General features: G+C 57.4%; 23 protein-coding genes. 12 read left to right on the top strand and 11 right to left on the bottom strand.

Features of this window, described 5'->3' with window-relative positions; all coding sequences use genetic code 11:
- Positions 1–24: 24 nt before the first annotated feature.
- From ACTG2S_RS14815 to ACTG2S_RS14805, 3 genes are all read right to left on the bottom strand, one after another.
- Positions 25–201, bottom strand: a complete 177-nt coding sequence (locus tag ACTG2S_RS14815; protein WP_005337704.1) for a hypothetical protein — start codon at positions 199–201, stop codon at positions 25–27.
- A 311-nt stretch (positions 202–512) separates the two neighbouring features.
- The gene (locus ACTG2S_RS14810; RefSeq protein WP_439982722.1) at positions 513–962 is read right to left on the bottom strand and encodes a C40 family peptidase; all 450 of its coding nucleotides are present in this window, start codon (positions 960–962) and stop codon (positions 513–515) included.
- Positions 963–1,152: 190 nt separating this feature from the next.
- The gene (locus ACTG2S_RS14805; RefSeq protein WP_100645550.1) at positions 1,153–2,061 is read right to left on the bottom strand and encodes a hydrogen peroxide-inducible genes activator; all 909 of its coding nucleotides are present in this window, start codon (positions 2,059–2,061) and stop codon (positions 1,153–1,155) included.
- A gap of 146 nt (positions 2,062–2,207) precedes the next feature.
- On the opposite strand from ACTG2S_RS14805, the gene ACTG2S_RS14800 reads away from it, so the two are divergent.
- Positions 2,208–2,810: a peroxiredoxin C gene (locus ACTG2S_RS14800; RefSeq protein ID WP_005337701.1), complete on the top strand. Its 603-nt coding sequence runs from the start codon at positions 2,208–2,210 to the stop codon at positions 2,808–2,810.
- Positions 2,811–3,104: 294 nt separating this feature from the next.
- Here ACTG2S_RS14800 and ACTG2S_RS14795 read toward each other — a convergent pair whose 3' ends face one another.
- From ACTG2S_RS14795 to ACTG2S_RS14770, 6 genes are all read right to left on the bottom strand, one after another.
- Positions 3,105–4,070 carry an alpha-L-glutamate ligase-like protein gene (locus tag ACTG2S_RS14795; RefSeq protein ID WP_005337700.1) on the bottom strand — a complete coding sequence of 322 codons (966 nt, stop codon included), beginning with the start codon at positions 4,068–4,070 and terminating at the stop codon, positions 3,105–3,107.
- Between the two features lie 3 nt (positions 4,071–4,073).
- Positions 4,074–5,612 carry an inactive transglutaminase family protein gene (locus ACTG2S_RS14790; protein WP_005337699.1) on the bottom strand — a complete coding sequence of 513 codons (1,539 nt, stop codon included), beginning with the start codon at positions 5,610–5,612 and terminating at the stop codon, positions 4,074–4,076.
- A gap of 3 nt (positions 5,613–5,615) precedes the next feature.
- Positions 5,616–6,404 carry an ATP-dependent zinc protease family protein gene (locus ACTG2S_RS14785; protein WP_005337698.1) on the bottom strand — a complete coding sequence of 263 codons (789 nt, stop codon included), beginning with the start codon at positions 6,402–6,404 and terminating at the stop codon, positions 5,616–5,618.
- A 52-nt stretch (positions 6,405–6,456) separates the two neighbouring features.
- Entirely contained in the window at positions 6,457–7,434 is a 978-nt protein-coding gene (cmoB, locus tag ACTG2S_RS14780) for a tRNA 5-methoxyuridine(34)/uridine 5-oxyacetic acid(34) synthase CmoB (RefSeq protein ID WP_013723597.1), read from the bottom strand.
- A complete protein-coding gene (gene cmoA, locus ACTG2S_RS14775) occupies positions 7,431–8,177 on the bottom strand; it encodes a carboxy-S-adenosyl-L-methionine synthase CmoA (protein ID WP_005353159.1) in 747 nt (248 codons plus the stop codon). Before cmoA ends, cmoB begins: the two co-directional genes overlap by 4 nt.
- 275 nt (positions 8,178–8,452) lie before the next feature.
- Positions 8,453–9,301 carry a DUF72 domain-containing protein gene (locus tag ACTG2S_RS14770; protein ID WP_274160282.1) on the bottom strand — a complete coding sequence of 283 codons (849 nt, stop codon included), beginning with the start codon at positions 9,299–9,301 and terminating at the stop codon, positions 8,453–8,455.
- A 162-nt stretch (positions 9,302–9,463) separates the two neighbouring features.
- Between ACTG2S_RS14770 and ACTG2S_RS14765 the strand changes: the two genes are divergently transcribed.
- The 3 genes from ACTG2S_RS14765 (at position 9,464) to ACTG2S_RS14755 (ending at position 12,357) form a co-directional block, all read left to right on the top strand.
- Entirely contained in the window at positions 9,464–9,715 is a 252-nt protein-coding gene (locus tag ACTG2S_RS14765; RefSeq protein ID WP_005337686.1) for an FmdB family zinc ribbon protein, read from the top strand.
- A gap of 32 nt (positions 9,716–9,747) precedes the next feature.
- Positions 9,748–11,514 carry an aspartate--tRNA ligase gene (aspS, locus tag ACTG2S_RS14760; protein ID WP_005337684.1) on the top strand — a complete coding sequence of 589 codons (1,767 nt, stop codon included), beginning with the start codon at positions 9,748–9,750 and terminating at the stop codon, positions 11,512–11,514.
- 102 nt (positions 11,515–11,616) lie between these two features.
- Positions 11,617–12,357 (top strand): YebC/PmpR family DNA-binding transcriptional regulator, encoded by a 741-nt coding sequence (locus ACTG2S_RS14755; protein ID WP_274160281.1) that lies wholly within the window; start codon positions 11,617–11,619, stop codon positions 12,355–12,357.
- A 674-nt stretch (positions 12,358–13,031) separates the two neighbouring features.
- Here ACTG2S_RS14755 and adhE read toward each other — a convergent pair.
- Positions 13,032–15,698 (bottom strand): bifunctional acetaldehyde-CoA/alcohol dehydrogenase, encoded by a 2,667-nt coding sequence (adhE, locus tag ACTG2S_RS14750; RefSeq protein ID WP_019446648.1) that lies wholly within the window; start codon positions 15,696–15,698, stop codon positions 13,032–13,034.
- An 840-nt stretch (positions 15,699–16,538) separates the two neighbouring features.
- Here adhE and ACTG2S_RS14745 point away from each other — a divergent pair.
- The 7 genes from ACTG2S_RS14745 (at position 16,539) to ACTG2S_RS14715 (ending at position 24,295) form a co-directional block, all read left to right on the top strand.
- Positions 16,539–17,174, top strand: coding sequence for a YchE family NAAT transporter (locus ACTG2S_RS14745; protein ID WP_005337678.1), 636 nt, complete (start codon positions 16,539–16,541; stop codon positions 17,172–17,174).
- 278 nt (positions 17,175–17,452) lie between these two features.
- Positions 17,453–19,072 carry an ABC transporter substrate-binding protein gene (locus ACTG2S_RS14740; RefSeq protein WP_274160280.1) on the top strand — a complete coding sequence of 540 codons (1,620 nt, stop codon included), beginning with the start codon at positions 17,453–17,455 and terminating at the stop codon, positions 19,070–19,072.
- 98 nt (positions 19,073–19,170) lie between these two features.
- On the top strand, positions 19,171–20,091 hold the full coding sequence (gene oppB / locus ACTG2S_RS14735; RefSeq protein WP_005337672.1) for an oligopeptide ABC transporter permease OppB: 921 nt from the start codon (positions 19,171–19,173) through the stop codon (positions 20,089–20,091).
- A 14-nt stretch (positions 20,092–20,105) separates the two neighbouring features.
- Positions 20,106–21,017 (top strand): oligopeptide ABC transporter permease OppC, encoded by a 912-nt coding sequence (gene oppC, locus ACTG2S_RS14730; protein WP_005337670.1) that lies wholly within the window; start codon positions 20,106–20,108, stop codon positions 21,015–21,017.
- A 54-nt stretch (positions 21,018–21,071) separates the two neighbouring features.
- Positions 21,072–22,052, top strand: coding sequence for an ABC transporter ATP-binding protein (locus ACTG2S_RS14725; protein ID WP_005337668.1), 981 nt, complete (start codon positions 21,072–21,074; stop codon positions 22,050–22,052).
- On the top strand, positions 22,053–23,048 hold the full coding sequence (gene oppF, locus ACTG2S_RS14720) for a murein tripeptide/oligopeptide ABC transporter ATP binding protein OppF (protein WP_005337666.1): 996 nt from the start codon (positions 22,053–22,055) through the stop codon (positions 23,046–23,048). It begins immediately after the preceding gene.
- Positions 23,049–23,350: 302 nt separating this feature from the next.
- Positions 23,351–24,295 (top strand): TerC family protein, encoded by a 945-nt coding sequence (locus ACTG2S_RS14715; protein ID WP_005353134.1) that lies wholly within the window; start codon positions 23,351–23,353, stop codon positions 24,293–24,295.
- Positions 24,296–24,360: 65 nt separating this feature from the next.
- Here ACTG2S_RS14715 and alr read toward each other — a convergent pair whose 3' ends face one another.
- Positions 24,361–25,587, bottom strand: coding sequence for an alanine racemase (gene alr, locus ACTG2S_RS14710; RefSeq protein ID WP_274160279.1), 1,227 nt, complete (start codon positions 25,585–25,587; stop codon positions 24,361–24,363).
- A 173-nt stretch (positions 25,588–25,760) separates the two neighbouring features.
- On the opposite strand from alr, the gene ACTG2S_RS14705 reads away from it, so the two are divergent.
- Entirely contained in the window at positions 25,761–26,210 is a 450-nt protein-coding gene (locus ACTG2S_RS14705) for a methyltransferase family protein (RefSeq protein WP_149152581.1), read from the top strand.

The following is a 26,210-nucleotide window of genomic DNA, read 5'->3' as shown; positions in this document are numbered from 1 at the left end:
CTGGCAGCAAGGCAACGGTCGGGATCAGGTGGTCTTTTCCAGATGGTTCTGGTAAATCTGCTGCCACTTGTCCAGTTCGTTTTCATCACCCTGCTGCTGCCAGAACTCGCAGATGGAACTCGCCATCTCGCATGCCATGGCGTGGTCACCGTCACGGCGACTCATCAGGTATTGCCCCAGCCAGCTTTGATACTGTTTCATTGCACGATCTCCTTATCTATTTAACCCTTGATACTGCAGCTGTGGGACACCCGTCCGGCAGTGTTGCGCCACACTCCACTTTCGCCGCGCGCTGCTTGTTATCGCCTCGCTTGTTGTCAATCAGGACAGAGAGCGTATGAGAAAAAGGCGAAAGTGTTAAAAATTGGCCACCACCTTATCACAAAATGGTGTGATATGCAGGCTTTGGGGCCAATTGAGTTATAAGCGCGGGTTGTGTGTCCCGACATCGCGACAGGGATTGACGGAGAGTATCGGCACGCAATTTGTGCCGCAAGCAGGCGTTTGAGCGGTTACTGGGTCACCCGACGTGCCTGCCAGTAGCGACTGTTCCAGTAGACGTTGTCGAGGCGGGAGCGGATCACTCCCTTGCTGGTGGAGGCGTGAATAAACTCGCCGGCACCTGTGTAGACCCCCACATGGTACTGTTGCCAGCCGGTCTTGAAGAAGACCAGATCCCCGTGTTGCAGCCGGTAGCGATCCACCGGTTTGCCAATGCTGGCCTGAGATTCGGTGGTTCTTGGCAGGTTGAAGCTCAGCACCTGACTGTAGGCGAGCTGGGTGAAGGCGGAGCAGTCTAGCCCGGCGCGGCTGGCGCCGCCCATGCGGTAGGGAACTCCGCGCCACTGTTGGTAGAAGCCATCAAAGGCACTGCTCTGCTGGGGGGCCGGAGGTGGCTCCGGCGTGCTGGAGCAGGCGGCCAGCAGCAGAGTCAGCAGGGATAGCAGCAGCTTGCGATACATCGGGCTCTCTCCACGGACGGGTCTACCAAACGAGACATTTATCGAGCGCCATATCCTGCCAAATCGTTCTGGCGGTAGGGGGCGCGACAATTTTTCCATCATAAACAGGGATCTGGCTCCAGACCTAGTCTCCGAGAGGAAAAATGTGGTGGGGCACTGAAAAACGCCAGCCGAGGGCTGGCGTTTGTTGTCACTCGTTGTGGCTGATCAGCGGTTTAAGCAGCTCGGCCAGTTTGTAGAAGGTCTGCACCCGGGTGGTGCTGGGGCGCCAGACCAGACCGATCTCGCGATAGGAGGTCTCTCCAGGCAGCGGGATCGCCACCAGATCGGAGTTGGCAAGAATGCCGGCATCGATGGCCATCTGCGGCAGGAAGGTGGTGCCAAGACCCGCTTCCACCATCTGTACCAGGGTGTGCAGGCTGGTGGCGGCGAACGGGTTGATCTTGCTCTTGTCCCGCAGGCGACAGGCGCTCACTGCGTGCTCGGTGAGGCAGTGCTCCCGCTCCAGCAGGAAGATGCTCTGGTTGGGCAGCTCCTTGTAGTCGAACGGGGTATGCAGACCGGCCGCCATGCTGGCGGGCATCACCATGTGGAACGGATCCTGGCCGACGGTCTTGCAGTGAAATCCCCCGATCTCGATGGGCAGGGCGAGGATCAGCAAGTCGAGCTGACCCTGTTCCAGCTGCTTGAGCAGATTGCTGGTGGTGTCTTCACGTAGCAACAATTCGAGGTCAGGATAGGTTTTGCTGCACTCTTTCAGCAGCTTGCTCAACAGGAAGGGGGCGATGGTGGGAATGCAGCCAAGACGTACCGTCCCCTGCATCACGCCGCCCTGATGTTGCCCGAGCTCCATCAGATCCCGCGCATCGGAGAGCAAATTGCGAGCGCGCTCGACGATTTCAATGCCGACCGGGGTCATAATGAAGCTCTTGTGGTCCCGCTCCACCAGTTGCAGGTTCATCATGTCCTCCAGCGTCTGGATCCCGGTACTCAGGGTCGACTGGCTGACATGACAGGCCTTGGCGGCGCGGTTGAAGTTCTTGTGCTCATCGAGAGCGACCAGATATTGCAGCTGTTTGAGGCTGGGCCAACGTTGCATAGAAAAACCCGATTAATGCTATCTATTTAATTTGATTTAACTAATCTACCACCGGGTCTATAGTTTGTCGCTTGAATTAGATGGACTTGGCTCTAGGTAGCCCAATCCTCACCGGATTGTTCACTTCACATAAAGAGGAATTGAATATGGTATTGGTAGGCCGTCCCGCACCCGATTTTACCGCCGCAGCTGTTCTGGGGAATGGCGAGATCGTTGATTCATTCAACCTGTCATCCCACATCAAAGGCAAAGCTGCCGTTGTCTTCTTCTACCCGCTCGATTTCACCTTCGTCTGCCCGTCCGAGCTGATTGCCTTCGATCACCGTTATGAAGAGTTCCAGAAGCGTGGCGTGGAAGTGATCGGTGTTTCCATCGATTCCCAATTCTCCCACAATGCATGGCGCAACACCAAAGTGGAAGATGGCGGTATCGGTCAGGTCAAGTACCCGCTGATCGCCGACGTGAAACACGAAATCTGCAAAGCCTATGACGTTGAGCATCCGGAAGCCGGCGTGGCGTTCCGTGGCTCCTTCCTGATTGACAAGAACGGTGTCGTTCGCCATCAGGTTGTCAACGATCTGCCGCTGGGCCGCAACATCGACGAGATGCTGCGCATGGTCGATGCCCTGCAATTCCACGAAGAGCACGGCGAAGTGTGCCCGGCTCAGTGGGAAAAAGGCAAAAAAGGTATGCAAGCCTCTCCTGACGGCGTTGCCAAGTACCTGTCCGAGAATGCTGACTCCCTGTAATCGAGTCGTACTCTCCTTGAAGAACCGGCGTCTTGGCGCCGGTTTTTTTATACCTGTGAGTCATCTATCCCCCTGATATTGCCGGTTATACTCTTCTCGTTCCATCGTTCCATCGTTCCATCGTTCCATCGTTCCATCGTTCCATCGCTCTCCTCGCTATTCCAAGCAGCCGTTCGCTTGCGTACTCGTTGTTTCGAAATGAGGTGCTGATCTATGGTTGGGAAGGTATGTGACGACAGACAATCGCCATAAAAAAAGCGCGCCATAGGCGCGCTTAGTTCACAAGTGAAGAAGTTATTCCTCAAAGATCCCGAAGTGATCCTTGGCGAAATTGACCCGCTGCTCCACGTTCATCTTAACCTGTCCCAGTTTCTCGATGGTCTTGAGGTTTGGCACCAGGCCGCGACCGTTGGCGATCTGGATGGCAAGACCGGGACGGGCGTTGAGCTCCAGCAGCATGGGGCCGCGGAACTTGTCCAGCACCATGTCGGTGCCGATATAGCCCAGACCCGACATCTCGTAGCAGGAGGCGGCCAGGGTGAGCAGGGTATCCCAGTGTGGGACCTTGAGCTCATAGAGATCGAGGCCGGTATCAGGATGGTGGCGCAGCGGATTGCCAAACTGCACCGCCCGCAGGGCACGACCGGTACGCAGGCACAGACCCACCCCCACGGCGCCCTGGTGCAGGTTCGCCTTGCCGTCGGAGGCGGCGGTGGAGAGGCGCATCATCGCCATCACCGGGAACCCCTTGAAGATGATGACCCGAGCATCGGGTACCCCTTCAAAAGAGTAGCCGTCGAACACATCATCAAAGTTGATGAGGCCTTCCACCAGTGCCACGTCTGGCTTGCCGCCAAGCGAATAGAGCCCCGCCAGAATGTTGGATACATGGCGCTCCAGATCCTGACCGTTGGAGGCGCTGCCGTTGGGTTTATAGAAGAGGCCATCTTCCTGACGCAGGATCACCAGGATCCCCTTGCCGCCCGAGCCACGGGCCGGCTTGATGCAGAAGCCCGGCCAATCTTTTACCAGCTCGGTGATGCGACCCACATCGTGCTGGGCACGGATGGTACCGATCAGCTCAGGCACGGTGACCCCTGCATCCAGCGCAATTTGCTTGGTCTGCAGCTTGTCATCCACCAGCGGATAGAGGCTGCGCGGATTGTAGCGGCTGATGTAGGAGTGGTTGCGCTTGTTCATGCCGAGGATGCCTGATTGGGACAGGCTCCACGGGGTTGTGTATTTTTCCCAGAACCACATCGGTTACTTGTCCTTACCCGGGGTGACGCCAGATTTCATCTCGTCCACCAGCGGCTTGAAGCGCTTCAGTTCGCTCAGCTTGTAGCCTGTGTAGTTACCCATCAACAGCACGGTCGCCATCAGCACCAGCTGCAGACCGAGGAAGTTGAAGGTGAGGTGACGGATCAGCTCGTTATCCATGGCCAGATAGGCGATGACGGCAACCAGCAGAGAGCCACCACCCTGGCGGAACACCTCTTTCGGGCCCTCTTCTTCCCACAGGATGGACATCCGCTCGATGGTCCAGGAGAGGATGATCATCGGGAAGAAGGTGATCTTCATACCGTCGGTCAGCCCCAGCTTGAAGGCGAATGCGGAGAAGATACCGATCATCGAGATAACCATGATGATGATGGCCGATATTCGGGCGACCAGCAGCAGGTTAAGCCGCGACAGATAGGAGCGAATAATGAGACCGGTACCGACGATCAGCAGGAAGCCGATCAGACCGGTGACCAGCGAGGTCTGGATAAAGGCGACCGCGATCAGCACCGGCATAAAGGTACCTGAGGTCTTGATCCCCACCAGAACCCGCAGGAACACCACCATCAGCACGCCGATCGGGATCAGCAGCAAGCCCTTGAACAGGGTCTGCTCTTCCAGCGGCAGGCTGTGGATGGAGAAGTTCATCATCTCTGATTTTTCGAACTTCTGCGCCAGAGCGACGCTGACCGGCTGCTCCTGTTCGATCATCGAGAAGCTGACACGGGAGTTGTGACCACCGGTCACGTCCAGCAGGGCGCCGGAGTTGTATTCCCACAGCAGCAGGTTGGCCGGACGACCCTGTTCACCGGTTTGCGGGTTGAACAGTTTGTAGTCGGTCGGGCTGTTGAACACCTGCAGGTAATCCACCAGCTCCTGACGACGGCGGCCATCTTCCAGATTCAGGGCATGCACCACGCGGGTGGGGACGTCAGCATTGTTGAGCAGCTCGGCGATCAGGTTGGCGCGGCTCTTGTGCTTTTTCAGCAGTTCGGCATTCTGCTCCTGCTTCTCGATCTCCTTGATGATCTCGCGAGTCAGGGTGTAGCCGTCGGCAGAGCGCTCCTGGGCCCGCTCGAGGATCTGCTTCATCGCGGTGGCATAAGGCTCACTTTCGATCTGCTTCTCGATGGCGGGCGGCTGCGGATTGGCGGCCGGTTTGGCGTGGGCATCCGCCATCATGTCGACGCGGTAGTAGAGCTCCTGACGGCCGGAGGCGGTGCGGATGGACCACTCGGCGCGGGCATCACCATCTTTCTCGACGAAGGAGAGGCCGTAGCCGGGGCTGGCGGCGTTCTCGTTCATCAGGGTGAAACCGGGCTGGGTGCCCGGAATGGCCAGAGAGGCGATCACCGGCTCGCCGGTCGCCTCGAACTCCAGCTTGGCTTCGATGGACCAGATCTGGCGCTTTTCACCGGGCGTCAGCGGTACATCCAACGCGATATGGTGATAGATCGTCATCCCCAGGCCGACAATGTACAGCAGGGCTACCAGCAAATAGAACGGCTTACGGGAAACCATGGATTATTTCACATCCTTGAGCTTGGGTTTGGGTTGGATATATTCGCGGGCCACATCAACCACGGCGATGTCTTTCAAAAATTCGCGACCCAGCAGCACAGGGAAGGTCATGTCGCTACGGTCTTTCAGGGTAAATTCGGCTTTCTCGGTCATGTCGCCAATGCGCACGGCCAGACGCACTACCGGACGGCGGTCCAGATCGTCGGCAGAGGCCTGACGCACCCGTACATGGCGTACCAGCGGCGCTTCGATCTGGATCTTGTCGTCCACTTCCTGATGGCTCAGGAAGAAGCGCACCCAGTTTTTGCCGTTGCGCTCGAAAATGGTGATCTCCTGCGCACTGATGGAGGAGGTGGTCGCACCGGTATCGACCCGCGCCTGGAAGGCGTCGTTGGCCGCATCAACCCAGATCCACTCGGCTTCACCGACCATCAGCTTGCCATCGATGGTGTGACCCTGATTGGGGGCCGGGCACTTCTCGGTGGGGATGGCCATCGGCTTGGGCGGCTCGGAGGGGAGGGTGGCGAGCTTGTGGTCTACTTGCTTGACGGACTCTTTCATATTGGTGACATCTGTGTTGAGCTGAACCAGCAGGTGCTGTTGCTGCACATACTGCTTCTGTTGCTGTTCCATGGATGTTTGCAGGCGCTGCTCGCTCTGGCTCAGCTCGCTACGAAGCTCGGCCAGCGTCAGAGCAGGGACCTGAGGCGCTTTTTCCATATTGACACACCCGCCGAGACTAAGCAGGGAGAGCAGGGTCATTCCTTTTAATTTGCTTTTCATGTCATTCATTTAACTGTGCTTCCTGGAATTGGGTCAGTGTAACTTCCTGAATCGCCATCGGCTAGTCTTTGGCCTTGCGGGCAATCAGTACGGCACGTTTCGGCGCCGGGTGTCCTTCTACCGTGAGTGCCGGATTGTCTGGATCCAGATAGTCACTCAGGGATTCATTAATCATCCAGTCGGTACGACGCTGTTCGTCGGTGCTGGTCATATTCTCGTCTACTATCCGCACGTCGGTGAAGCCGCAGCGCTCGACCCATAGCTTGAGGGCGCGGCTTGAGGGAATAAACCAGACGTTACGCATCTTGCCGTAACGGTCGGTGGGCATCAGCACGTCGTTGACCCCGCCGTCAATCACTAGCGTCTCCAGCACCAGCTCGCCATCATCTTTCAATTGATTGCGCAGCTGCTCGATATGTTCGATGGGGGATTTGCGGTGATAGAGCACTCCCATGGAGAAGACGGTGTCAAAGGCACGCAGCTCCGGCAGCTCCTGAATACCGAGCGGCAGCAGGTGGGCGCGCTGATCATTGCCTGCGAAGTGGCGAATGGCCTCGAACTGGCAGAGGAACAGCGGACTCGGGTCTATGCCGACCGCCAGCTTGGCCCCTTCACCCACCATGCGCCAGAGGTGGTAACCGCTGCCGCAGCCCACATCCAGCACGTAACGGCCTTCGAGCGGGCTGATATGGGGCAGCACCCGATCCCACTTCCAGTCAGAGCGCCACTCGGTATCGATATGGATGCCGTGCACCGTGAACGGCCCCTTGCGCCAGGGCATGAAGTGGCGCAGCAGGCTCTCGACCTTCTTGCGCTCCCCTTCGCCAAGGCTCTCGGCCGAGCCAATCTCGACCCGGCTTTTCAGCTCGATGTTGCCGGGGGAGACCACCGGCAGCTTGTTGAGGGCACGGTTCCAGCGCGGCAGATCGCCATGCTGGTTGTCATGTTGCCAGGCGTGCAGCTGGGCGGGCAGGGTATGCAGCCAGTGGCTCAGACGGTTTTTGGCAATCAGTTGATAGAAATTGGCAAAGTCGATCATGGCTGGGCGTCGCTGGATTTGATGGCAATCATGGAGCCGAAGTTGAAGCACTGGAACCAGAGATCCTGATGGACGAAACCGGCATCCCGCAGACGGGCCTGATGCACCGGCAGGCTGTCGGTGCGCATCACGTTCTCAAGGGCAGTGCGTTTCTGGCTGATCTCCAGCTCGCTGTAGCCATTGGCCCGCTTGAAGTCGAGATGCAGATCGATCAGCAGCTCGTTGACCGGTTCATCTTCGAAGCGGAACTTTTCGCTCAGGATCAGGATCCCGCCCGGGCGCAGCCCATCGTGAATGCGCTGGATCAGGGCGGCCCGTTTCTCTGGCTCGACAAATTGCAGAGTGAAGTTGAGTACCACCACGGAGGCATTCTCAATCTCGATGTCGCAGATATCCGCCTCCACCAGCTCCACCGGCACCTCGGATTTGAAACCGGAGAGGTGGGCGCGGGCGCGCTCGATCATCGGATGGGAGAGATCCACCGCGGTGATGCGGCAGCCGGGCTGGCTGACATGGCGACGCATCGCTTGGGTCGCGGCGCCCAGTGAGCAGCCGAGATCATAGAGTCGGCTCTCGGGTTGGGCGTAGCGGGCGGCCATCATGCCGATGGCAGAGATGATGTTACTGTAACCCGGCACCGAGCGCTGGATCATATCGGGAAAAACGTCGACGACCTGTTCGTCAAAACAGAAGTCTCCCAATCGGGCGATCGGGGCGGCAAAAATTTGATCTTTGGTATGCATGCTGGCGCAACCTGACAGTCGGGACATCACCCGGCTGTATTGTTCAATTGAGTCGTTGGGTGACACCCATCAGAGTAGATTTATCACCTGTTTACGAACGGGGTGGCTGGTCGTGAAATCCTTTGGACCTGTCCTGTTCGTACGGGCCATGTTCCGGACCCTTACTTGGGGCGGTAGTGTAGAGGATTGATGGCCATTTGTCTTGACGCCAGGGCTTGCCACGCCACAAAAAAGCACTTTTTTTGCAGCGAAACGATGGCCGCAGAATGGGTTGGCTAAAAGCGCAGCACTCCCTGCCGTGCGCGATCGTTTTCCCCCGGCCAGGGGGCCATCTCCTGCTCCAGCAAGCGGGTGACCTGACGGGCCAGCTCGGGGGCCTGGGCGTTGTCGGCAGTATGTATATAGAGGTAGAGGTCCTTGCCCTCCGCGAGCCACTGGCGCCAGTGGGGGAGCCAGCTGGGCAGGAAGGGGTGATTGGCCGCCGGATCCGGCAGGCCGATAAAGCGCACCATGGGGGCGTTGGCGGTGGCCAGCAGATGCACCGGTAGGCGCGGTTTCTTGCCCTGGGCATCGACAAGGGCTGGCGTGGTTGCTGGCACCGAGAAGAGTGGCCGGCTGTCGAGCATCACCCGGTTCACACCCTGTTCCATCAGCAGCCGGTTCAAGGCCCGCTCGGCCTCCCCCTTGGCGAAAAAGTCGGGGTGACGCACCTCGAGGGCGTAGCGAAACGCCCGCGGCAGCCGATCGATGAAGGCCGCCAGTCTGGCCAGCCCCTCTGGCCCAAAACGGGCGGGCAACTGCAGGGTGAGCAGCCCCAGCTTGTCGTGCAGCGGGGCGAGCAGGCGAATAAAGTCGGCGACTTGTTTGTCTGCGCTCACCAGATCGCTCTGGTGGCTGATGGTTTGCGGAAATTTGAAGTTGAAACGAAAGTGATCGGGCACCGCATCGGCCCAGCGCTGTACCGTGTCCGGTGTCGGCAGGGCGTAGAAGGTGGTGTTGCCCTCCACCGAATTGAACACGGTGGCGTAGTGGGCGAGGTGTTCGGCAGGCTTGGCGCCAAGGCCCAGCAACTGGCCGGGCCAGCTGGGGTGGTACCACTGTGGCAGGCCCAAATAGAGGCTCATGGTGGCTAATCTCTTCGCTCTTGGTGCATTCGTGCCGATTTTTTGCCCGCTTTTTGCCATCGAGTGCAAAAAACTGGCGAAAGGAGGCTGCTGGCCATTTTACCCAAAAGGGGGTTTTCCTCTATAATGCCAGCCCTTTTGTTTTTCAATTTCTTGTGACCCATGCCTATCTACGAATATCGTTGCGACGTCTGTGGCCATGAATTGGCAAAACTGCAAAAGCTTTCCGATGCCCCCCTGACCGACTGTCCGGCCTGTAGCAAGCCGAATCTGGTCAAGCTGATATCGGCGGCAGGCTTCCGGCTCAAGGGAACCGGATGGTACGAGACTGATTTCAAACCGGGTAAGAAAAAGAATCTGGCCAGCTGTGAGACAGACGGTGCTTGCCAGTCGTGCCCGGCGGCCCAAGGTTAACCGTCTCTCTACAATTTCGAAGGAAGAAGTCCATGCGCTCTATCTATTGCGGACAGGTCAATGAGGCCCATGCAGGGCAGACCATTACATTGTGCGGTTGGGTTCATCGTCGTCGTGATCTCGGCGGTCTGATCTTTATCGATATGCGCGACCGGGAAGGGATCGTTCAGGTGTTCTTCGATCCGGACAAGCCGGACGCGTTCGCCCTGGCCTCCGAGCTGCGCGGCGAGTTCTGCATCCAGGTGACCGGCGTGGTGCGCACCCGTCCCGAGTCCCAGCGCAACAGCGACATGGCCACTGGCGCCATCGAAGTGTTCGCCCACGAACTCAACATCATCAACCGTGCCGAGCCGCTGCCGCTGGACTTCAATCAGGTCAACAGCGAAGAGATCAGCCTCAAGTATCGTTACCTGGATCTGCGTCGTCCCGAGATGGCCAAGTACCTGAAGACCCGTGCCAAGGCCAGCGCCTTCGTACGCCGCTTCATGGACGAGCACGGCTTCCTCGATATCGAGACCCCGATGCTGACCAAGGCCACCCCGGAAGGTGCCCGTGACTATCTGGTGCCGAGCCGCGTGCACAAGGGCAAGTTCTACGCCCTGCCGCAATCACCCCAGCTGTTCAAGCAGTTGCTGATGATGTCCGGCTTCGATCGCTACTACCAGATCGTCAAGTGCTTCCGTGACGAAGACCTGCGTGCCGACCGCCAGCCGGAATTCACCCAGATCGACGTGGAGACCTCCTTCATGACCGCGCCGCAGGTGCGTGAAGTGATGGAAGAGATGATCCGCAAACTGTGGCTGCACATCCTGAACGTGGATCTGGGCGACTTCCCGATCATGACTTTCGACGAAGCCATGCGCCGCTACGGCTCCGACAAGCCGGACCTGCGTCTGCCAATGGAGCTGGTTGATGTGGCTGATCTGCTGACTGCTGTCGAGTTCGCCGTGTTCGCGGGCCCCGCCAACGATCCGAAAGGCCGTGTGGCTGCCCTGAAAGTCCCGGGCGGTGCCGAGCTCTCTCGCAAGCAGATCGACGAATACACCAAGTTTGTCGGCATCTACGGTGCCAAGGGCCTGGCCTGGATGAAGGTCAACGAAGCGGCCAATGGTATCGAAGGCGTGCAGTCTCCGGTTGCCAAGTTCCTCTCTGACGCCATCGTGCGCGAGATCCTGGCCCGTACTGGCGCCGCCGACGGCGACATCATCTTCTTTGGCGCTGACAGCAAGAAAGTGGTCTGCGATGCCATGGGCGCCCTGCGTCTGAAAGTGGGTCGCGACCTGGGCCTGCTGGAGAACAGTTGGAAACCGCTGTGGGTCATCGACTTCCCGATGTTCGAGGAAGATGGTGAAGGTGGTCTGGCCGCCATGCACCACCCGTTCACCGCGCCGAGCAACATGAGCCCGGCCGAGCTGAAAGCCAACCCTGTGGGTGCTTACGCCAACGCCTACGACATGGTGATCAACGGCTACGAAGTGGGTGGCGGCTCTGTCCGTATCCACAACAGCGAGATGCAATCCACCGTGTTCGATATCCTGGGTATCACCCCGGCCGAGCAGCGTCTGAAGTTTGGCTTCCTGCTGGATGCCCTGAAGTACGGCACCCCGCCGCACGCCGGTCTGGCCTTCGGTCTGGACCGTCTCAGCATGCTGCTGACCGGCACCGAAAACATTCGGGACGTCATCGCCTTCCCGAAAACGACCGCGGCCGCCTGTCTGATGACAGACGCCCCCAGCCTTGCCAACGCCGCCCAACTGGGTGAGCTGGCGATTGCAACCACCGTCAAGGGCGACGAGTAAGCCGATACCGGCACCGGAGGCCGCCGTCGTGTGGCCTCTGTGTTTCCCTTGGGTTAGTCATGATCAGTGTTACTGACATTTAAAAAATAACGGAGAGTCTCTATGGCAGGTCACAGTAAATGGGCCAACATCAAACACCGCAAGGCCGCTCAGGACGCCAAGCGTGGCAAGATCTTCACCAAGTTGATCCGCGAAATCACTACCTCCGCGCGTCTGGGTGATGCCGATCCCGCCAACAACCCGCGTCTGCGTGCTGCGGTGACTGCCGCCCTGACCAACAACATGACCCGCGACACCATCAACCGTGCCATTCAGCGTGGCGCCGGTGGTGGCGATGGCGAACAGCTCGAGACCATCGTATACGAAGGTTACGGCCCGGCTGGCTCTGCCGTGATGGTAGAGTGCCTGACCGACAACCGTAACCGTACCGTAGCCGAAGTGCGTCACGCCTTCAGCAAGTGCGGTGGCAACCTGGGTACCGACGGCTCCGTTGCCTATCTGTTCAGCAAGAAAGGTCTGCTGACTTTCGTGGGCGTAGACGAAGATGCCCTGATGGATGCCGCGCTGGAAGCGGGCGCCGATGACGTGGTCACCGAAGAGGATGGCACCATCGAGGTGTATACCACCCCGAACGACTTCGGTACCGTGCTGGATGGTCTGGAAGCTGCCGGCTTCAAGGCCAAGAGCGCCGAAGTGACCATGATCCCCTCCACCGAAGCGGAGCTGGATGCAGAAACTGCACCCAAGCTGATGCGTCTGATCGACATGCTGGAAGATCTGGACGACGTGCAAGAGGTGTATCACAACGGCTCCATCTCCGATGAAGTCGCTGCGACCCTCTGATCGCTGAATTGTGCTCTCCCGATGGCAGCCAGATGGCTGCCATTTTTTTATCTTTGCATCGTGGCAACTGCTGATGTGTCAGTTGAGCATCCGGTGCAACAATTCTCTTCCCTGACAGTCTTTCCCGCTTTCTCTGCGCATTATCATTGCTCTGTCCCTGCCAGTCGGTTGGCCCTGCACGTACGCCAGTCGCAGTTCTGCTGCATTGCGTTAGCGAGGCTCCGCTTATCCTGTTTATCACACCTTTAGCTCTTGAGATGGCGTTGACTGCTCACATCTGCCCGTCAGGGTCATTGCGTTGCGTTGCGTTGCGTTGCGTTGCGTTGCGTTGCGTTGCGTTGCGTTGCGTTGCGTTGCGTTGCGTTGCGTTGCGTTGCGGGTAGGAGAGAGGAGGTGATGGAGCGTGCTCTTGTTATCACAGGTGGTCCATCAATACAGAGTCACAGGTTGGGATGTTGATAGCGGATTGGCTGGGGCGAGTTGGTTTGGTTGGTTGGTTGGTTGGTTGGTTGGTTGGTTGGTTGGTTGGTTGGTTGGTTGGTTGGTTGGTTGGTTGGTTGGTTGGGAAGTTAGGGGCTGCACTACCGCAATCGGCTGGAGAGAGGAGCTCTGTGATAAGTGGCAGATAAAAAAAGCCCGCGCAGTGCGCGGGCTTGTTATCTCAGGACTGGTTATCAGGCCTTGGATTTCTTCTTGCCTTCAACCTTGGCTTCAACCGGGGCAGCGGTTACCGGAGCGGCTTCGGTGAACGGACGACCGTAGTAGGAGTCCAGCAGAACCTGCTTCAGCTCGCTGATCAGCGGGTAGCGCGGGTTGGCGCCGGTGCACTGGTCATCGAAAGCTTCGATAGCCAGTTGGTCAACCTTGGCCAGGAAGTCAGCTTCAGTCACGCCAGCTTCGCGGATAGAGGCCGGGATACCCAGGGTAGCCTTCAGCTCGTCCAGCCAGGTCAGCAGCTTCTCGATCTTGGCAGCGGTGCGGTCACCGGCAGCAGTCAGACCCAGGTGGTCAGCGACTTCGGCGTAACGACGACGAGCCTGCGGGCGGTCGTACTGGGAGAACGCAGTCTGCTTGGTCGGGTTGTCGTTCGCGTTGTAGCGGATGACGTTGCTGATCAGCAGGGCGTTAGCCAGACCGTGCGGAATGTGGAACTCGGCACCCAGTTTGTGAGCCATGGAGTGGCACACACCCAGGAAGGCGTTGGCGAACGCGATACCGGCGATGGTGGCAGCATTGTGCACCTTCTCACGAGCGATCGGGTCGTTGGCACCGTTCTGGTAGCTGGACGGCAGGTACTCTTTCAGCATTTTCAGGGCTTGCAGCGCCTGGCCGTCGGAGTACTCGTTAGCCAGTACGGAAACATAGGCTTCCATGGCGTGAGTCACGGCATCGATACCACCGAAGGCACACAGGGACTTCGGCATGCCCATGACCAGGTTGGCATCAACGATGGCCATGTTCGGGGTCAGCTCGTAGTCAGCCAGCGGATACTTCTGACCAGACACTTCATCGGTTACTACCGCAAACGGAGTGACTTCAGAGCCGGTACCGGAAGTGGTGGTGATACAGACCAGTTCGGCCTTCACGCCCATTTTCGGGAACTTGTAGATACGCTTGCGGATGTCCATAAAGCGCATGGCCAGATCTTCGAACGCGGTGTTCGGGTGCTCGTACATCACCCACATGATCTTGGCTGCATCCATCGGTGAACCACCGCCCAGCGCCAGGATAACGTCCGGTTTGAAGGAGTTGGCCATCTCGGCACCCTTGCGAACCACAGCCAGGGTCGGGTCAGCTTCTACTTCGTAGAACACTTCCACTTCCATATTCTGTGCTTTCAGCAGGCTGACCAGTTCATCGGCGTAGCCGTTGTTGAACAGGAAGCGGTCAGTTACGACCATGGCACGCTTTTTACCTTCCAGGTCGCTCAGAGCGATCGGCAGGGAACCACGACGGAAGTAGATGGATTTCGGAAGTTTGTGCCACAGCATGTTTTCTGCCCGTTTTGCGACTGTCTTCTTGTTGATCAGGTGCTTCGGACCCACGTTTTCGGAGATGGAGTTACCGCTCCAGGAGCCGCAACCCAGGGTCAGGGACGGAGCCATTGCGAAGTTGTACAGGTCACCGATACCGCCTTGGGTAGACGGAGTGTTGATCAGGATACGCGCGGTCTTCATCTTGTCGCCGAAGTACTTGATGCGGTCAGCGTTGCGGTCCTGGTCGGTGTACAGACCGGAGGTGTGGCCGATACCACCGATGTTGACCATGTCACAGGCCATATCAACGGCGTTTTCGAAGCTGCTTGCACGGAACATACCGAGCAGCGGGGACAATTTCTCGTGAGCAAACTCATCTTCTGCACACAGCTTGACGCCTTCACCGATCAGGATCTTGGTATCAGCCGGCACAGTCACGCCTGCCATTTCGGCAATCTTGGTGGCTGGCTGGCCAACGATGTTGGCGTTCAGGGCACCGTTGATCAGGATGACTTTACGTACCTTGTCAGCATCTTCTTTGGAGAGCACGTGGCCCTTGTGGGATGCAAAGCGCTCTTTAACCTGGTCGTAGATGGCATCAACAACGATGACTGCCTGCTCGGAAGCGCAGACCACGCCATTATCGAAAGTCTTGGACATCAGGATGGAGGCAACGGCACGCTTCACGTCGGCGGTTTCGTCGATAACGATAGGTACGTTACCGGCACCCACACCGATTGCAGGCTTACCGGAGGAGTAGGCTGCTTTCACCATGCCCGGGCCACCGGTGGCCAGGATCAGGTTGATGTCTTCGTGCTTCATCAGGGCGTTGGAGAGCTCAACAGACGGTTGGTCGATCCAGCCGATGATGTCTTTCGGTGCACCAGCGGCAACAGCTGCATCCAGTACCAGCTTGGCAGCAGTATTGGTGGAGTTCTTAGCACGGGGGTGCGGGGAGAAGATGATGGCGTTGCGGGTCTTGAGCGCGATCATGGATTTGAAGATCGCAGTGGAGGTCGGGTTGGTGGTCGGAACGATACCACAGATGATACCTACCGGTTCGGCGATGGTAATGGTACCCATCTGATCATCTTCGCTCAGAATGCCGCAGGTTTTCTCGTCTTTGTACTTGTTGTAGATGTATTCGGAGGCGAAGTGGTTCTTGATAACCTTGTCTTCGATGATACCCATACCGGATTCTTCCACGGCCATCTGGGCCAGGGGGATACGGGCGTTGTTGGCGGCCAGGGCGGCGGCACGGAAGATCTTGTCTACCTGCTCTTGAGAGAAGCTGGCGAATTCACGCTGGGCTTCCTTAACGCGGGCGACCAGTGCATCCAGTTCAGCCAAATTGGTTACTGCCATGTTTATCTCCTGATTATTTGAAAACTGTTTAGTAAGACGTTGGCAATGCCCGGCAATTATAGTCGCCCTGTCAAGACGGTATCGTTGCAACAGCTTTTTCACATGCCTTACTAAATCGCTTTCTGAGTCGATTATAGAGCGGGGCTGACTCAGAAAAACTTGATCTGGATCATGTGTAACAAAAGAACAAAAGAAATTTTATTTCACAATCCTTGTTTGACTGATGTTATCGGAATGTGCATCAAAGGGAAAGGTGAGAGACTTGTTAATGCAGGGCAATAAACCACATTTATCAAGTGGTTAATTGCACTCAGCCATAGTTTTACAGAGCTATTTTGGCGGTATAGGTTAGCAAATATGAGTGAATTGGTTTCAAAATCACCGACAAACGCACTTTATTCCAGCGTTTGTTGCAAAAATGATTGTTGTTTTAATCCATGACTAATCCGCTTTATTCCCCAAGGGGGCCATTTCTGCCCCCTTTCCCGGTTTTTGCATTGTGGCTCTATTGCCGAGTCAATGAAGTGATGTCTGGCCTGAAATAGTAGGAAGGCAAAGCTTGGATTCTCTCGAGTCGCTTGGTCATTCGGTCAGTCATCGTCGGACTCTCTGGTCATGATTAAGCAGGCTTGCGCTCACTTTTCTGGCGCGTGTCGGGCGGTAGAAAGGGCTTTTGGCATCGGTTTATGCCAGTTAGCGCGGATGCATTAGATGAACTAACTAAAAAACCCTCAAAATGGTGAGATTATTTGATTGGTGCCCGCTCTGGCTATGATGTAAATTTACGCACGAAATTAATGGACTGGCCCACTGGGCCCGAAACTCTATTGGAAGGCGCCTATGGCAGCAATTGACGTCTCGTTGTATCTGAAGTTTTTTGTCGGTTTGTTCGCAATTATCAACCCGCTTGGTTTGTTGCCGGTGTTTGTCAGCCTGACCAGCCACCATACCCAGGCCGAGCGGATGAAAACCAATACTACCGCCAATATCGCGGTGATGGTGATCCTGCTGGTCTCCATGTATATGGGGCAGTTGATCCTCGATGGGTTTGGCATCTCGCTGGCATCGTTCCGGATCGCCGGTGGGTCGCTGATTACCCTGATTGCCTGGTCGATGCTGCAGGGCAAGCTGGGCGAAGTGAAGCACAACAAACAGGAGAAGGGCGAACTGGCGGTGCGCGAGTCTATCGCCGTGGTGCCGTTGGCGCTGCCGCTGATGGCAGGCCCCGGTGCCATCTCCTCGGTCATCGTCTATGCCAGCCAGAGCCACTGGCAGCAGCTGCTCGGCATGTCAGTGGTTGTCGTGGTCTTCTCCTTCTGCTCCTGGCTCATCTTCCGCGCCGCGCCGCTGCTGTTCAAGATCATGGGCAACACCGGCATCAACGTGGTGACCCGTATCATGGGTCTTATCATGATGTCGCTGGGTATCGAGATCATGGTGGCCGGTATCAAGGGGGTTTTCCCCAGCCTGATGTGAGCCAGCTCCGCTTTATGAAAGCCGGTCCTCGTGACCGGCTTTTTATTGGTTGCTTTTTGCCCGGTCTTTTCTAGAATCGGTCGTTTGTGTGAAAAATGAGCGCCTTGCTGGTGTTTTAATACTGAAAAAGCGCATGCTAGCTGATTTTTTGACCAGAAAATGACGATTACCCTGACAATATCTGTTGCATTATCAAAATTGGCAGGGAATTATGCTGGGAGCGGGTTTTAACCCCGTCACTTTAAAAACGCATGGAATGTTCTTGTTGGAGTAGGGAAATGACTCATAAAAAAACAATGATTAACACATTGCTGGTGACTGCACTGTTTGGTGGCGTCAATGTGGCTCAGGCTGCCGATGTCCCGGCGGGAACCAAGCTGGCTGAAGTCCAGCAACTGGTAAAAGGCAACGGCTCCGAGCCTGCGACCCTTGACCCGCACAAGACCGAAGGAACGGTCGAATCCAATATCCTGCGCGACCTGTTCGAAGGTCTCGTTGCTTCCGGCCCGAAAGGGGAAATTCTCCCGGCAGTGGCTGAATCCTGGGAAACCAAGGATAACAAGCACTACGTCTTCCATCTGCGCAAAGATGCCAAGTGGTCCAACGGTGACCCGGTCACTGCCCACGATTTCGTCTTTGCTTTCCAGCGTGCCGTTGATCCGAAAACTGCCTCTCCTTACTCCTGGTATCTGGAGATCCCGACCATTGCCAATGCCTCCGAGATCATCGCAGGTAAAAAGCCGGCTGATACGCTGGGCGTGAAGGCGACCGACGACTACACCTTCGAAGTGCAGCTCGAGAAAGCGATCCCTTACTTCGTCAGCATGCTCTCCCACACCACCACCTATCCGGTACCGAAGAAGGTGATCGAGAAGTTCGGTGACAAGTGGACCCAGCCGGAAAATATGGTATCCAACGGTGCCTATACCCTGAAGAACTGGGTGGTGAACGAGCGCGTCGAAGTGGAGCGCAACAAGCACTACTGGAACGATGGCAAGACCGTTATCAACAAGGTGGTCTATCTGCCCATCCAGTCTACCAACGCCGACCTGAGCCGCTATCTGGCGGGCGAAGTGGACATCACCTATCAGATGCCCATCGAGCGCTTCAAGCAGATGAAGAAAGAGAAGCCGGACGAGCTGAAAGTGACCGGTTATGTTGGTACTTACTACTACCAGTACAACGTCAAGAAGAAGCCGTTTGACGATGTGCGTGTCCGTACTGCGCTCTCCTATGCCATCGATCGCAACGTGATCGCCGACAAGGTGATGGGTCAGGGTCAGACGCCGGGTTACACCCTGGTGCCGGACTTCGTCGATGGCTTCAAGCCGGTAGCGCCCGAGTGGTCGAAGATGACCCAGGCCGAGCGTGATGCCAAGGCCAAGGCGCTGCTGCAAGAGGCCGGTTTCGATGCCAGCAAGCCGCTGAAGTTCGAGCTGCTCTACAACACCGACGACAACCACAAGAAAGTGGCTGTGGCCGTGGCCTCCATGTGGAAGAAGCTGGGCGTGCAGGTGAGCCTGGTCAACCAGGAGTGGAAAACTTACCTGGAAACCAAGAAACAGGGTCAGTTTGACGTAGGTCGTGCCGGCTGGATCGCCGACTACAACGAAGCCTCCTCCATGCTGGATCTGATGCAGACCACCCACGGCAACAACGACGGCAAGTACTCCAATCCGGAGTTCGACAAGCTGATGGATTCGTCCCGTGATCAGGTCGATGTGGCTGCCCGCAACAAGCTCTACGTCCAGGCTGAAGAGATCCTGGCCAAGGACATGCCGATTGCCCCCATCTACCAGTACGTGACTGCCCGTATGGTCAAACCCTATGTAGGCGGCTACCCGGCCAACCCGCTGGATAACCTCTACAGCAAAGATATGTACATCATTGCTCATTGATTTAAAGCAACAAGTCGCATAACAAGCAGGGCCCGCCGGACGGCGGGCCTTTATTACAACCGCGACCATTTGGAAGCAGTACAGGACAGGAAATGTCTATGTTGAAATTCATTTTTAAACGGCTATTGGAAGCGATCCCGACTCTGCTGGTCTTGATCACCGTCTCTTTCTTCATGATGCGTTTCGCCCCCGGTAACCCCTTTACCAGCGAGCGTTCACTGCCCCCCGAAGTCATCGCCAACATTGAGGCCAAATACGGGCTCGACAAACCCATTGGCATGCAATATCTCACCTACCTGGGCAACCTGGTGCAGGGTGATTTGGGCCCCTCTTTCAAATACAAGGATTTCACCGTCAATGATCTGGTGAGCCAGGCGCTGCCTGTTTCCGCCAAGATCGGGACCACGGCCTTCTTCTTCGCCGTGCTGCTGGGGGTCACCTTCGGCACCATAGCGGCACTGAAACAGAACACCATCATCGACTATCTGCTGATGTCGTCGGCCATGGCCGGGGTGGTGATCCCGGGCTTTGTGCTGGCGCCCTTGCTGGTGCTGTTTTTCAGTATTCATCTGGGTTGGTTCCCTGCCGGTGGCTGGCAGGGTGGTGGCATCCAGTTTATGGTGCTGCCGGTGTTCGGCATGATGATGTACTACATCTCTGCCATCTCGCGGATCATGCGGGGCAGCATGATCGAGACCATGAACTCCAACTTCATCCGTACCGCCCGTGCCAAGGGCTTGCCGCTGCGCCACATCATCCTGAAACACGCGCTGCGTCCGGCTATGCTGCCGGTGGTCTCCTATCTGGGCCCGGCCTTTGTCGGCATCATCACAGGTTCCGTGGTGATCGAGACCATCTTCGGCCTGCCGGGGATCGGTCAGCTGTTCGTCAACGGTGCCCTTAACCGTGATTACTCCATGGTGCTCGGTCTGACCATTCTGGTCGGCGCCCTCACCATCACCTTTAACGCTGTGGTCGATATTCTCTACGCCTTTATCGATCCCAAGATCCGTTACTAATTCGGGAGTTCATCATGGTTGTTTCAACTGAAAAACGCGATGCCGTCGAGGCGTTCGCGCAAAAGGTCGAGGTGGTGGAGGGGCGCTCCCTGTGGAAGGATGCCCGTCGCCGTTTCCTGCGCAACAAGGCGGCCCTGACCAGCCTGATCATTCTGACCATCATCGGTCTGGCGGTCATCTTTGGTCCCCACTTGTCCCAATACACCTTTGACGATCCGGACTGGGGCGCCATGCAGTCGCCGCCGGATATGGAAGCGGGTCACTACTTTGGTACCGACAGCCTGGGGCGCGATCTGTTCGTGCGCACCCTGCTGGGCGGTCGCATCTCCCTGATGGTCGGCATCATGGGCGCTATGGTGGCGGTCATCATCGGTACTTTGTATGGCGCTGCCTCCGGTTTTATCGGCGGGCGGGTCGACAGCCTGATGATGCGGGTACTGGAGATCCTCAACGCCTTCCCCTTCATGTTCTTCGTCATCATGCTGGTCACCTTCTTTGGCCGCAATCTGGCGCTCATCTTTATCGCCATCGGGGCGGTGAGCTGGCTCGACATGGCGCGTATCGTGCGGGGCCAGACTCTCAGCCTCAAGAGCAAGGAGTTTATCGAGGCAGCCCACGTCTGTGGCGTCTCCAAGTGGAAGATCATCACCCGTCACATCGTACCGAACGTACTCGGTATCGTGGCCGTTTACGCCACCTTGCTGGTGCCGGGCATGATCATGTTTGAATCCTTCCTGAGTTTCCTGGGCCTTGGGGTTCAGGAACCGATGACCAGCTGGGGTGCCCTGCTGGATGAAGGCTCCAAGTCGATGGAAGTGGCCATCTGGCAACTGCTGTTCCCCGCCTGCTTTATGGTGGTGACCCTGTTTTGCTTCAACTTCCTCGGGGATGGTCTGCGTGACGCCCTCGATCCGAAAGATCGTTAATCGAGCATCGGGTCGACAGGAAAGCATCACGAAAGATCGATAAGGAGTTTTTATATGAAGTTACTGGATGTGAAAGATCTGCGGGTCGAGTTCAAGACCCCGGACGGCAATGTGGTGGCGGTCAACGACCTCAACTTTTCTCTCTCTGCGGGTGAAACCCTGGGGATCGTCGGTGAATCCGGCTCTGGCAAATCCCAGACGGCTTTTGCCATCATGGGGCTGCTGGCCAAAAACGGCATTATTACCGGTTCTGCCAAGTTTCAGGGTGAGGAGATCCTCAACCTGCCGGAGTCCAAGCTCAACAAGATCCGCTCCGAGAAGATCGCCATGATCTTCCAGGACCCCATGACCTCGCTCAACCCCTACATGAAGGTGCAGGATCAGCTGATGGAAGTGCTGATGTTGCATAAGGGCGTCAGCAAGGCGGAAGCGTTCGAAGAGTCGGTACGGATGCTCGATGCGGTCAAAATTCCCGAAGCACGCAAGCGGATGGGCATGTATCCCCACGAGTTCTCCGGCGGCATGCGTCAGCGGGTGATGATCGCCATGGCACTGCTCTGCCGGCCGCAACTGCTGATCGCCGACGAGCCGACCACCGCGCTCGACGTGACCGTACAGGCCCAGATTATGACGCTGATGAACGAGCTCAAGCGCGAGTTCAACACCGCTATCATCATGATCACCCACGACCTTGGCGTGGTCGCCGGTATCTGTAACAAGGTGCTGGTGATGTATGCCGGTCGTACCATGGAGTACGGCAAGGTAGACGATATCTTCTATCGCCCGAGCCACCCCTACACCGAAGGCCTGCTGCGCGCCATTCCTCGTCTCGATACCGAAGGGGAAGTGCTGCCCACCATCCCGGGCAATCCGCCCAACCTGCTGCGTCTGCCGACCGGCTGCCCCTTCCAGGAGCGTTGCCACCGGGTCAGCGAGATTTGCGGCCAGCAGTCACCGATCCTCACCCCGTTCAACGACGGTCGGGAGCGGGCTTGCCACTGGGTTTCGGATGCCATGAACAAGGGGGCCAACTAAATGGGTGCCGACAAAAAATTGCTGTTGGAAGTGTCTGACCTCAAGGTCCACTTCAGTATCAAGAGTGGCAAGGCGTGGCCCTGGGCCAAACCGTCCGATCTCAAGGCGGTCGATGGGGTGACCTTGCGTCTCTATGAGGGTGAAACCCTTGGTGTGGTGGGGGAGTCCGGCTGCGGTAAATCGACCTTTGCCCGCGCCATCATCGGTCTGGTACCGGCCACCGATGGCAAGGTGGTGTGGCTGGGTGACGATCTTACCAAGCTCGATCAGAATGCCCTGCGCGAGAAGCGCAAAGAGATCCAGATGATCTTCCAGGACCCGCTGGCTTCTCTGAACCCGCGCATGACCATCGGCGACATCATCGCCGAGCCGCTCATCACCTTCTATCCCAACCTGCCACGGGAAGAGGTGAAGGAGAAGGTGCGCGCCATGATGAGCAAGGTGGGGCTCTTGCCCAACCTGGTCAACCGCTATCCGCACGAGTTCTCCGGTGGCCAGTGCCAGCGGATCGGGATTGCCCGGGCACTGATCCTCGAGCCCAAGATGATCATCTGCGACGAGCCGGTCTCGGCACTGGACGTATCCATTCAGGCGCAGGTGGTTAACCTGCTCAAATCCCTGCAAAAGGAGATGGGGCTGTCGCTTATCTTCATCGCCCACGACCTGTCGGTGGTCAAGCATATCTCCGATCGGGTGCTGGTGATGTATCTGGGCAACGCCGTTGAGCTGGGGACCCGCAAGGAGATCTTCGCCAACCCGTTGCATCCCTACACCAAGGCGCTGATGTCTGCTGTGCCGATCCCGGACCCTGAGCTGGAGCGCAACAAGGTGATCCAGATCCTGGAAGGGGACTTGCCATCGCCGATGAATCCGCCGTCCGGTTGCGTGTTCCGCACCCGCTGCCCGGTGGCTGGCCCCGAGTGCGCCAAGACCCGCCCCGTGCTGGAGGGGAACTTCGATCACGCGGTCTCCTGCCTCAAGGTCGACCCGCTCTGATGGGGATGTGTTGAACCTGCTTGCGGGGCTCCTTGATGGAGCCCCGATTTATTTTTGACGGCAGTGAAGATGCCTCTTGGCGTTATCTTTTACCGCTGCTACTATCCGCGCAACAAGGGGAGTAACTTCTCGCCGGTTTGTCGTCATTACGGTGCACCCATTTCCTGCAGTGCACCCGGCAGCCGGGCAGTCGATGAAAATCAGCTGTAAGTGAGACCTTGCCGAGAGGCAAGGTGTATCTGCTCCAAACGCAAACCCACGCCTCTCGGTCGTGGGTTTTGTCGTTTTTGGGAGAAGTGAAAATGGGTGAATGGTGGATGTGGACCGGTTTCTTCAGCATAGTGCTGGTCCTGTTATGGATAGACATACGCTTTGTCGGTGGCGGCAAGTCACATAAGGTATCTCTCAAAGAGGCGGGCGTCTGGTCCCTCATCTGGATCAGTGTTGCCCTGCTCTTCAACCTGGCTATCTGGCTCTGGCTGGATCACAGCGCGGGCCGTGAAATCGCCAATCAGAAGGGGTTGGAGTTCCTTACCGGCTACCTCATCGAGAAAGCGCTGGCAGTGGACAACGTCTTCGTCTGGCTGATGCTGTTCGGTTACTTTGCCATTCCGGCCGAGCTGCAGCGCCGGGTGCTGCTTTATGGAGTATTGGGTGCCATCGTGATGCGTGCCGGTATGGTGTTCGCGGGTAGCTGGCTCATCGAGCAGTTCCACTGGATCCTCTATCTGTTCGGCGCTTTCCTGCTGCTGACCGGTGCCAAGATGCTGTGGGCGGCCGACAAGGAGCCTGACCTCGCCAACAACCCGTTGCTGGGCTGGATGCGCCGTCGCTTCAAGGTGACCGAGACCCTAGAAGGGGAGAAGTTCTTCGTCTGGCGTGACGGTGTGCGCTATGCCACCCCACTGCTGTTGATCCTGGTGCTGGTGGAGGTGAGCGATCTTATCTTCGCGGTGGACAGTATCCCGGCCATCTTCGCGGTGACCACGGATCCCTTCATCGTGCTGACCTCCAACATCTTCGCCATCATGGGTCTGCGTGCCATGTACTTCCTGCTGGCCGGTGTGGCTGATCGCTTCGCCCTGCTCAAATACGGTCTGGCGCTGATCCTGATGTTTATCGGGGTCAAGATGCTGCTGCTGGATATCTTCAAGATCCCGACCGGCATAGCACTGGGCGTAGTCGCGTTGATCCTGCTGGCATCCATGGGGCTGAGTCTGTTTGTGACCCGTAAAAAGGCCGCTTGAGCGCGGCAGACAATGAAGCAATAACAGCAAGGGCTCCAGAGGGAGCCCTTTTTCATATCGCGTGATCAGCGTTTGATCTTTTTGGGGTTGGTATAGCCCCAGATGGTGTACATGTCCGCCAGCAGGGCGCCGTTGTACTCCTCGAGATCCGCCTGTTTCACTTCGGCGTCACCCTGACGGCCAAACAGCACCACCTCGTCGCCGGGTTTCACCCCTTTCAGATCCGTCACATCCACCATGATGGTGTTCATGGAAGTCTTGCCGACCACCGGCACCTTCTGACCCTGGATCAGCACATAGGCTTTGTTGCTGAGGGCGCGGCGATAGCCATCGGAGTAGCCCAGCGGCAGGTTGGCGAGCCAGGAGTCACGCTTGAGGGTAAAGGTGCGGTCATAACCGACGGTGTTGCCCGCTGCATAGTGGTTGACCGAGGCGACCTGGGTCTTGAATGCCATCACCCGCTTGTATTCGGTGTGGGAGGGGATGGAGTCACCGTAGAGCAGGCCGCCCGGGCGCACCATGTCGAAGTAGGCATCCGGCACGGCCAGAGTGGCGAAGGAGTTGGCGGCGTGGATGGTGATCTTGCTGCGATCCAGCTTGCCCGCTTCCAGCAGCCACTGGGAGTCCAGTTTGAACTGGGCCAACCCCATCTTGACGTCCTCTTTCTCCTCAACCGGGAAGTGGGTCATGATGCCGACCGGGGTGATCCCCTTGAGCTTGAGCATGGCCAGCGCATCCTGCTTGGCATCGTCCAGACGCAGGTCGATGCCGTTGCGGCTCATGCCGGCGGAGTTGAGCGCGATATGCACCGGAATGGTGGTGTGGTGGCGCTGGGCGATATCGGCGATACCCTGGGCACTCACCAGACTGCCGATCAGCTCCTCCATCTTGTAGGGCAGGGCCTGCTCTACTTCATCCGGAGTGGCGGCACGTACCCGCATCAGACGGCCGGTAAAGCCCTTCTCGCGGGCGACGCGCGCCTCTTCGTTGCTGGCGATGCCGATGCAGGGGATATTGGCCTTGACCACGGAGGGGACCAGCAGGTCGATGCCATGACCATAAGCGTCGGCCTTCATGATGGCGCAGATCTGCGGGCCCTTGTCACCGAGACGATCCTTGAGGGTCTGGATATTGTGTTCAAAGGCGCCCAGATCCACTTCCAACCAGGCGTTGCTGGCGGTTTGCTCCTGGCCGTTGCGATGATCCGTCGCAAGGGGCAGATAGGGAGCCGCAACGGCTTGGCCCGCGAGCAGGCCGAAGATCAGGGTAGCCAGCAGAGTTTTCTTGTGCATGGTGATTCCTTTTTGTTGTTCGCGTTGGATAGTTTGGACGGGGTCGGCCACATTGGTGGTGGTTTAACCACAACTTGTTGTTATTATTATGATCTTTGTCACTTTCAACAGGCGCTGACTGGTTGGGAGTCTACCGCAACACGGGTTCGGCCGACACTCGTCAGGGGAAGAAAATGGTCAATCTTGAGTTACGTTTGCCACCACCGCTGATCTTCCTGCTCTGTACCGGGGCCATGTGGTGGCTAAGAGGGGAGAGCCAGCCCGGCATCTGGGCAATGGCGCTGATGGCTATGCTGGTCGTGGCGGGGGCCATCATGGGCTTTGGTGCCCTGCAACGGTTTCGTCACCACCAGACCACGGTCAGCCCCACCAAACCTCAGCACACCAGTCGTCTGGTGACCTGTGGCGTCTATCGTGTCAGCCGCAATCCCATGTATCTGGGCTTGCTCTGCTGGCTGGCCGCCTGGGGCTGTTATCTCGGTGGAAGTTGGGTCTGGGTTGGGCCAATCGTGCTGGTGGCCTGGCTGACCCGCTTTCAAATCATGCCGGAGGAGCGGCTGCTGCGCGCCCGTTTTGGCGACGAGTATGTGGCGTATTGCCAGCGTGTTCGCCGTTGGTGCTGA

It is taken from the genome of Aeromonas sp. 82P, from assembly GCF_051919365.1.
GTDB classification, from domain to species: domain Bacteria; phylum Pseudomonadota; class Gammaproteobacteria; order Enterobacterales; family Aeromonadaceae; genus Aeromonas; species Aeromonas veronii.
Note: the sequence above shows the minus strand (reverse complement) of the source record. Positions and strands in the feature narration are given on the sequence as shown.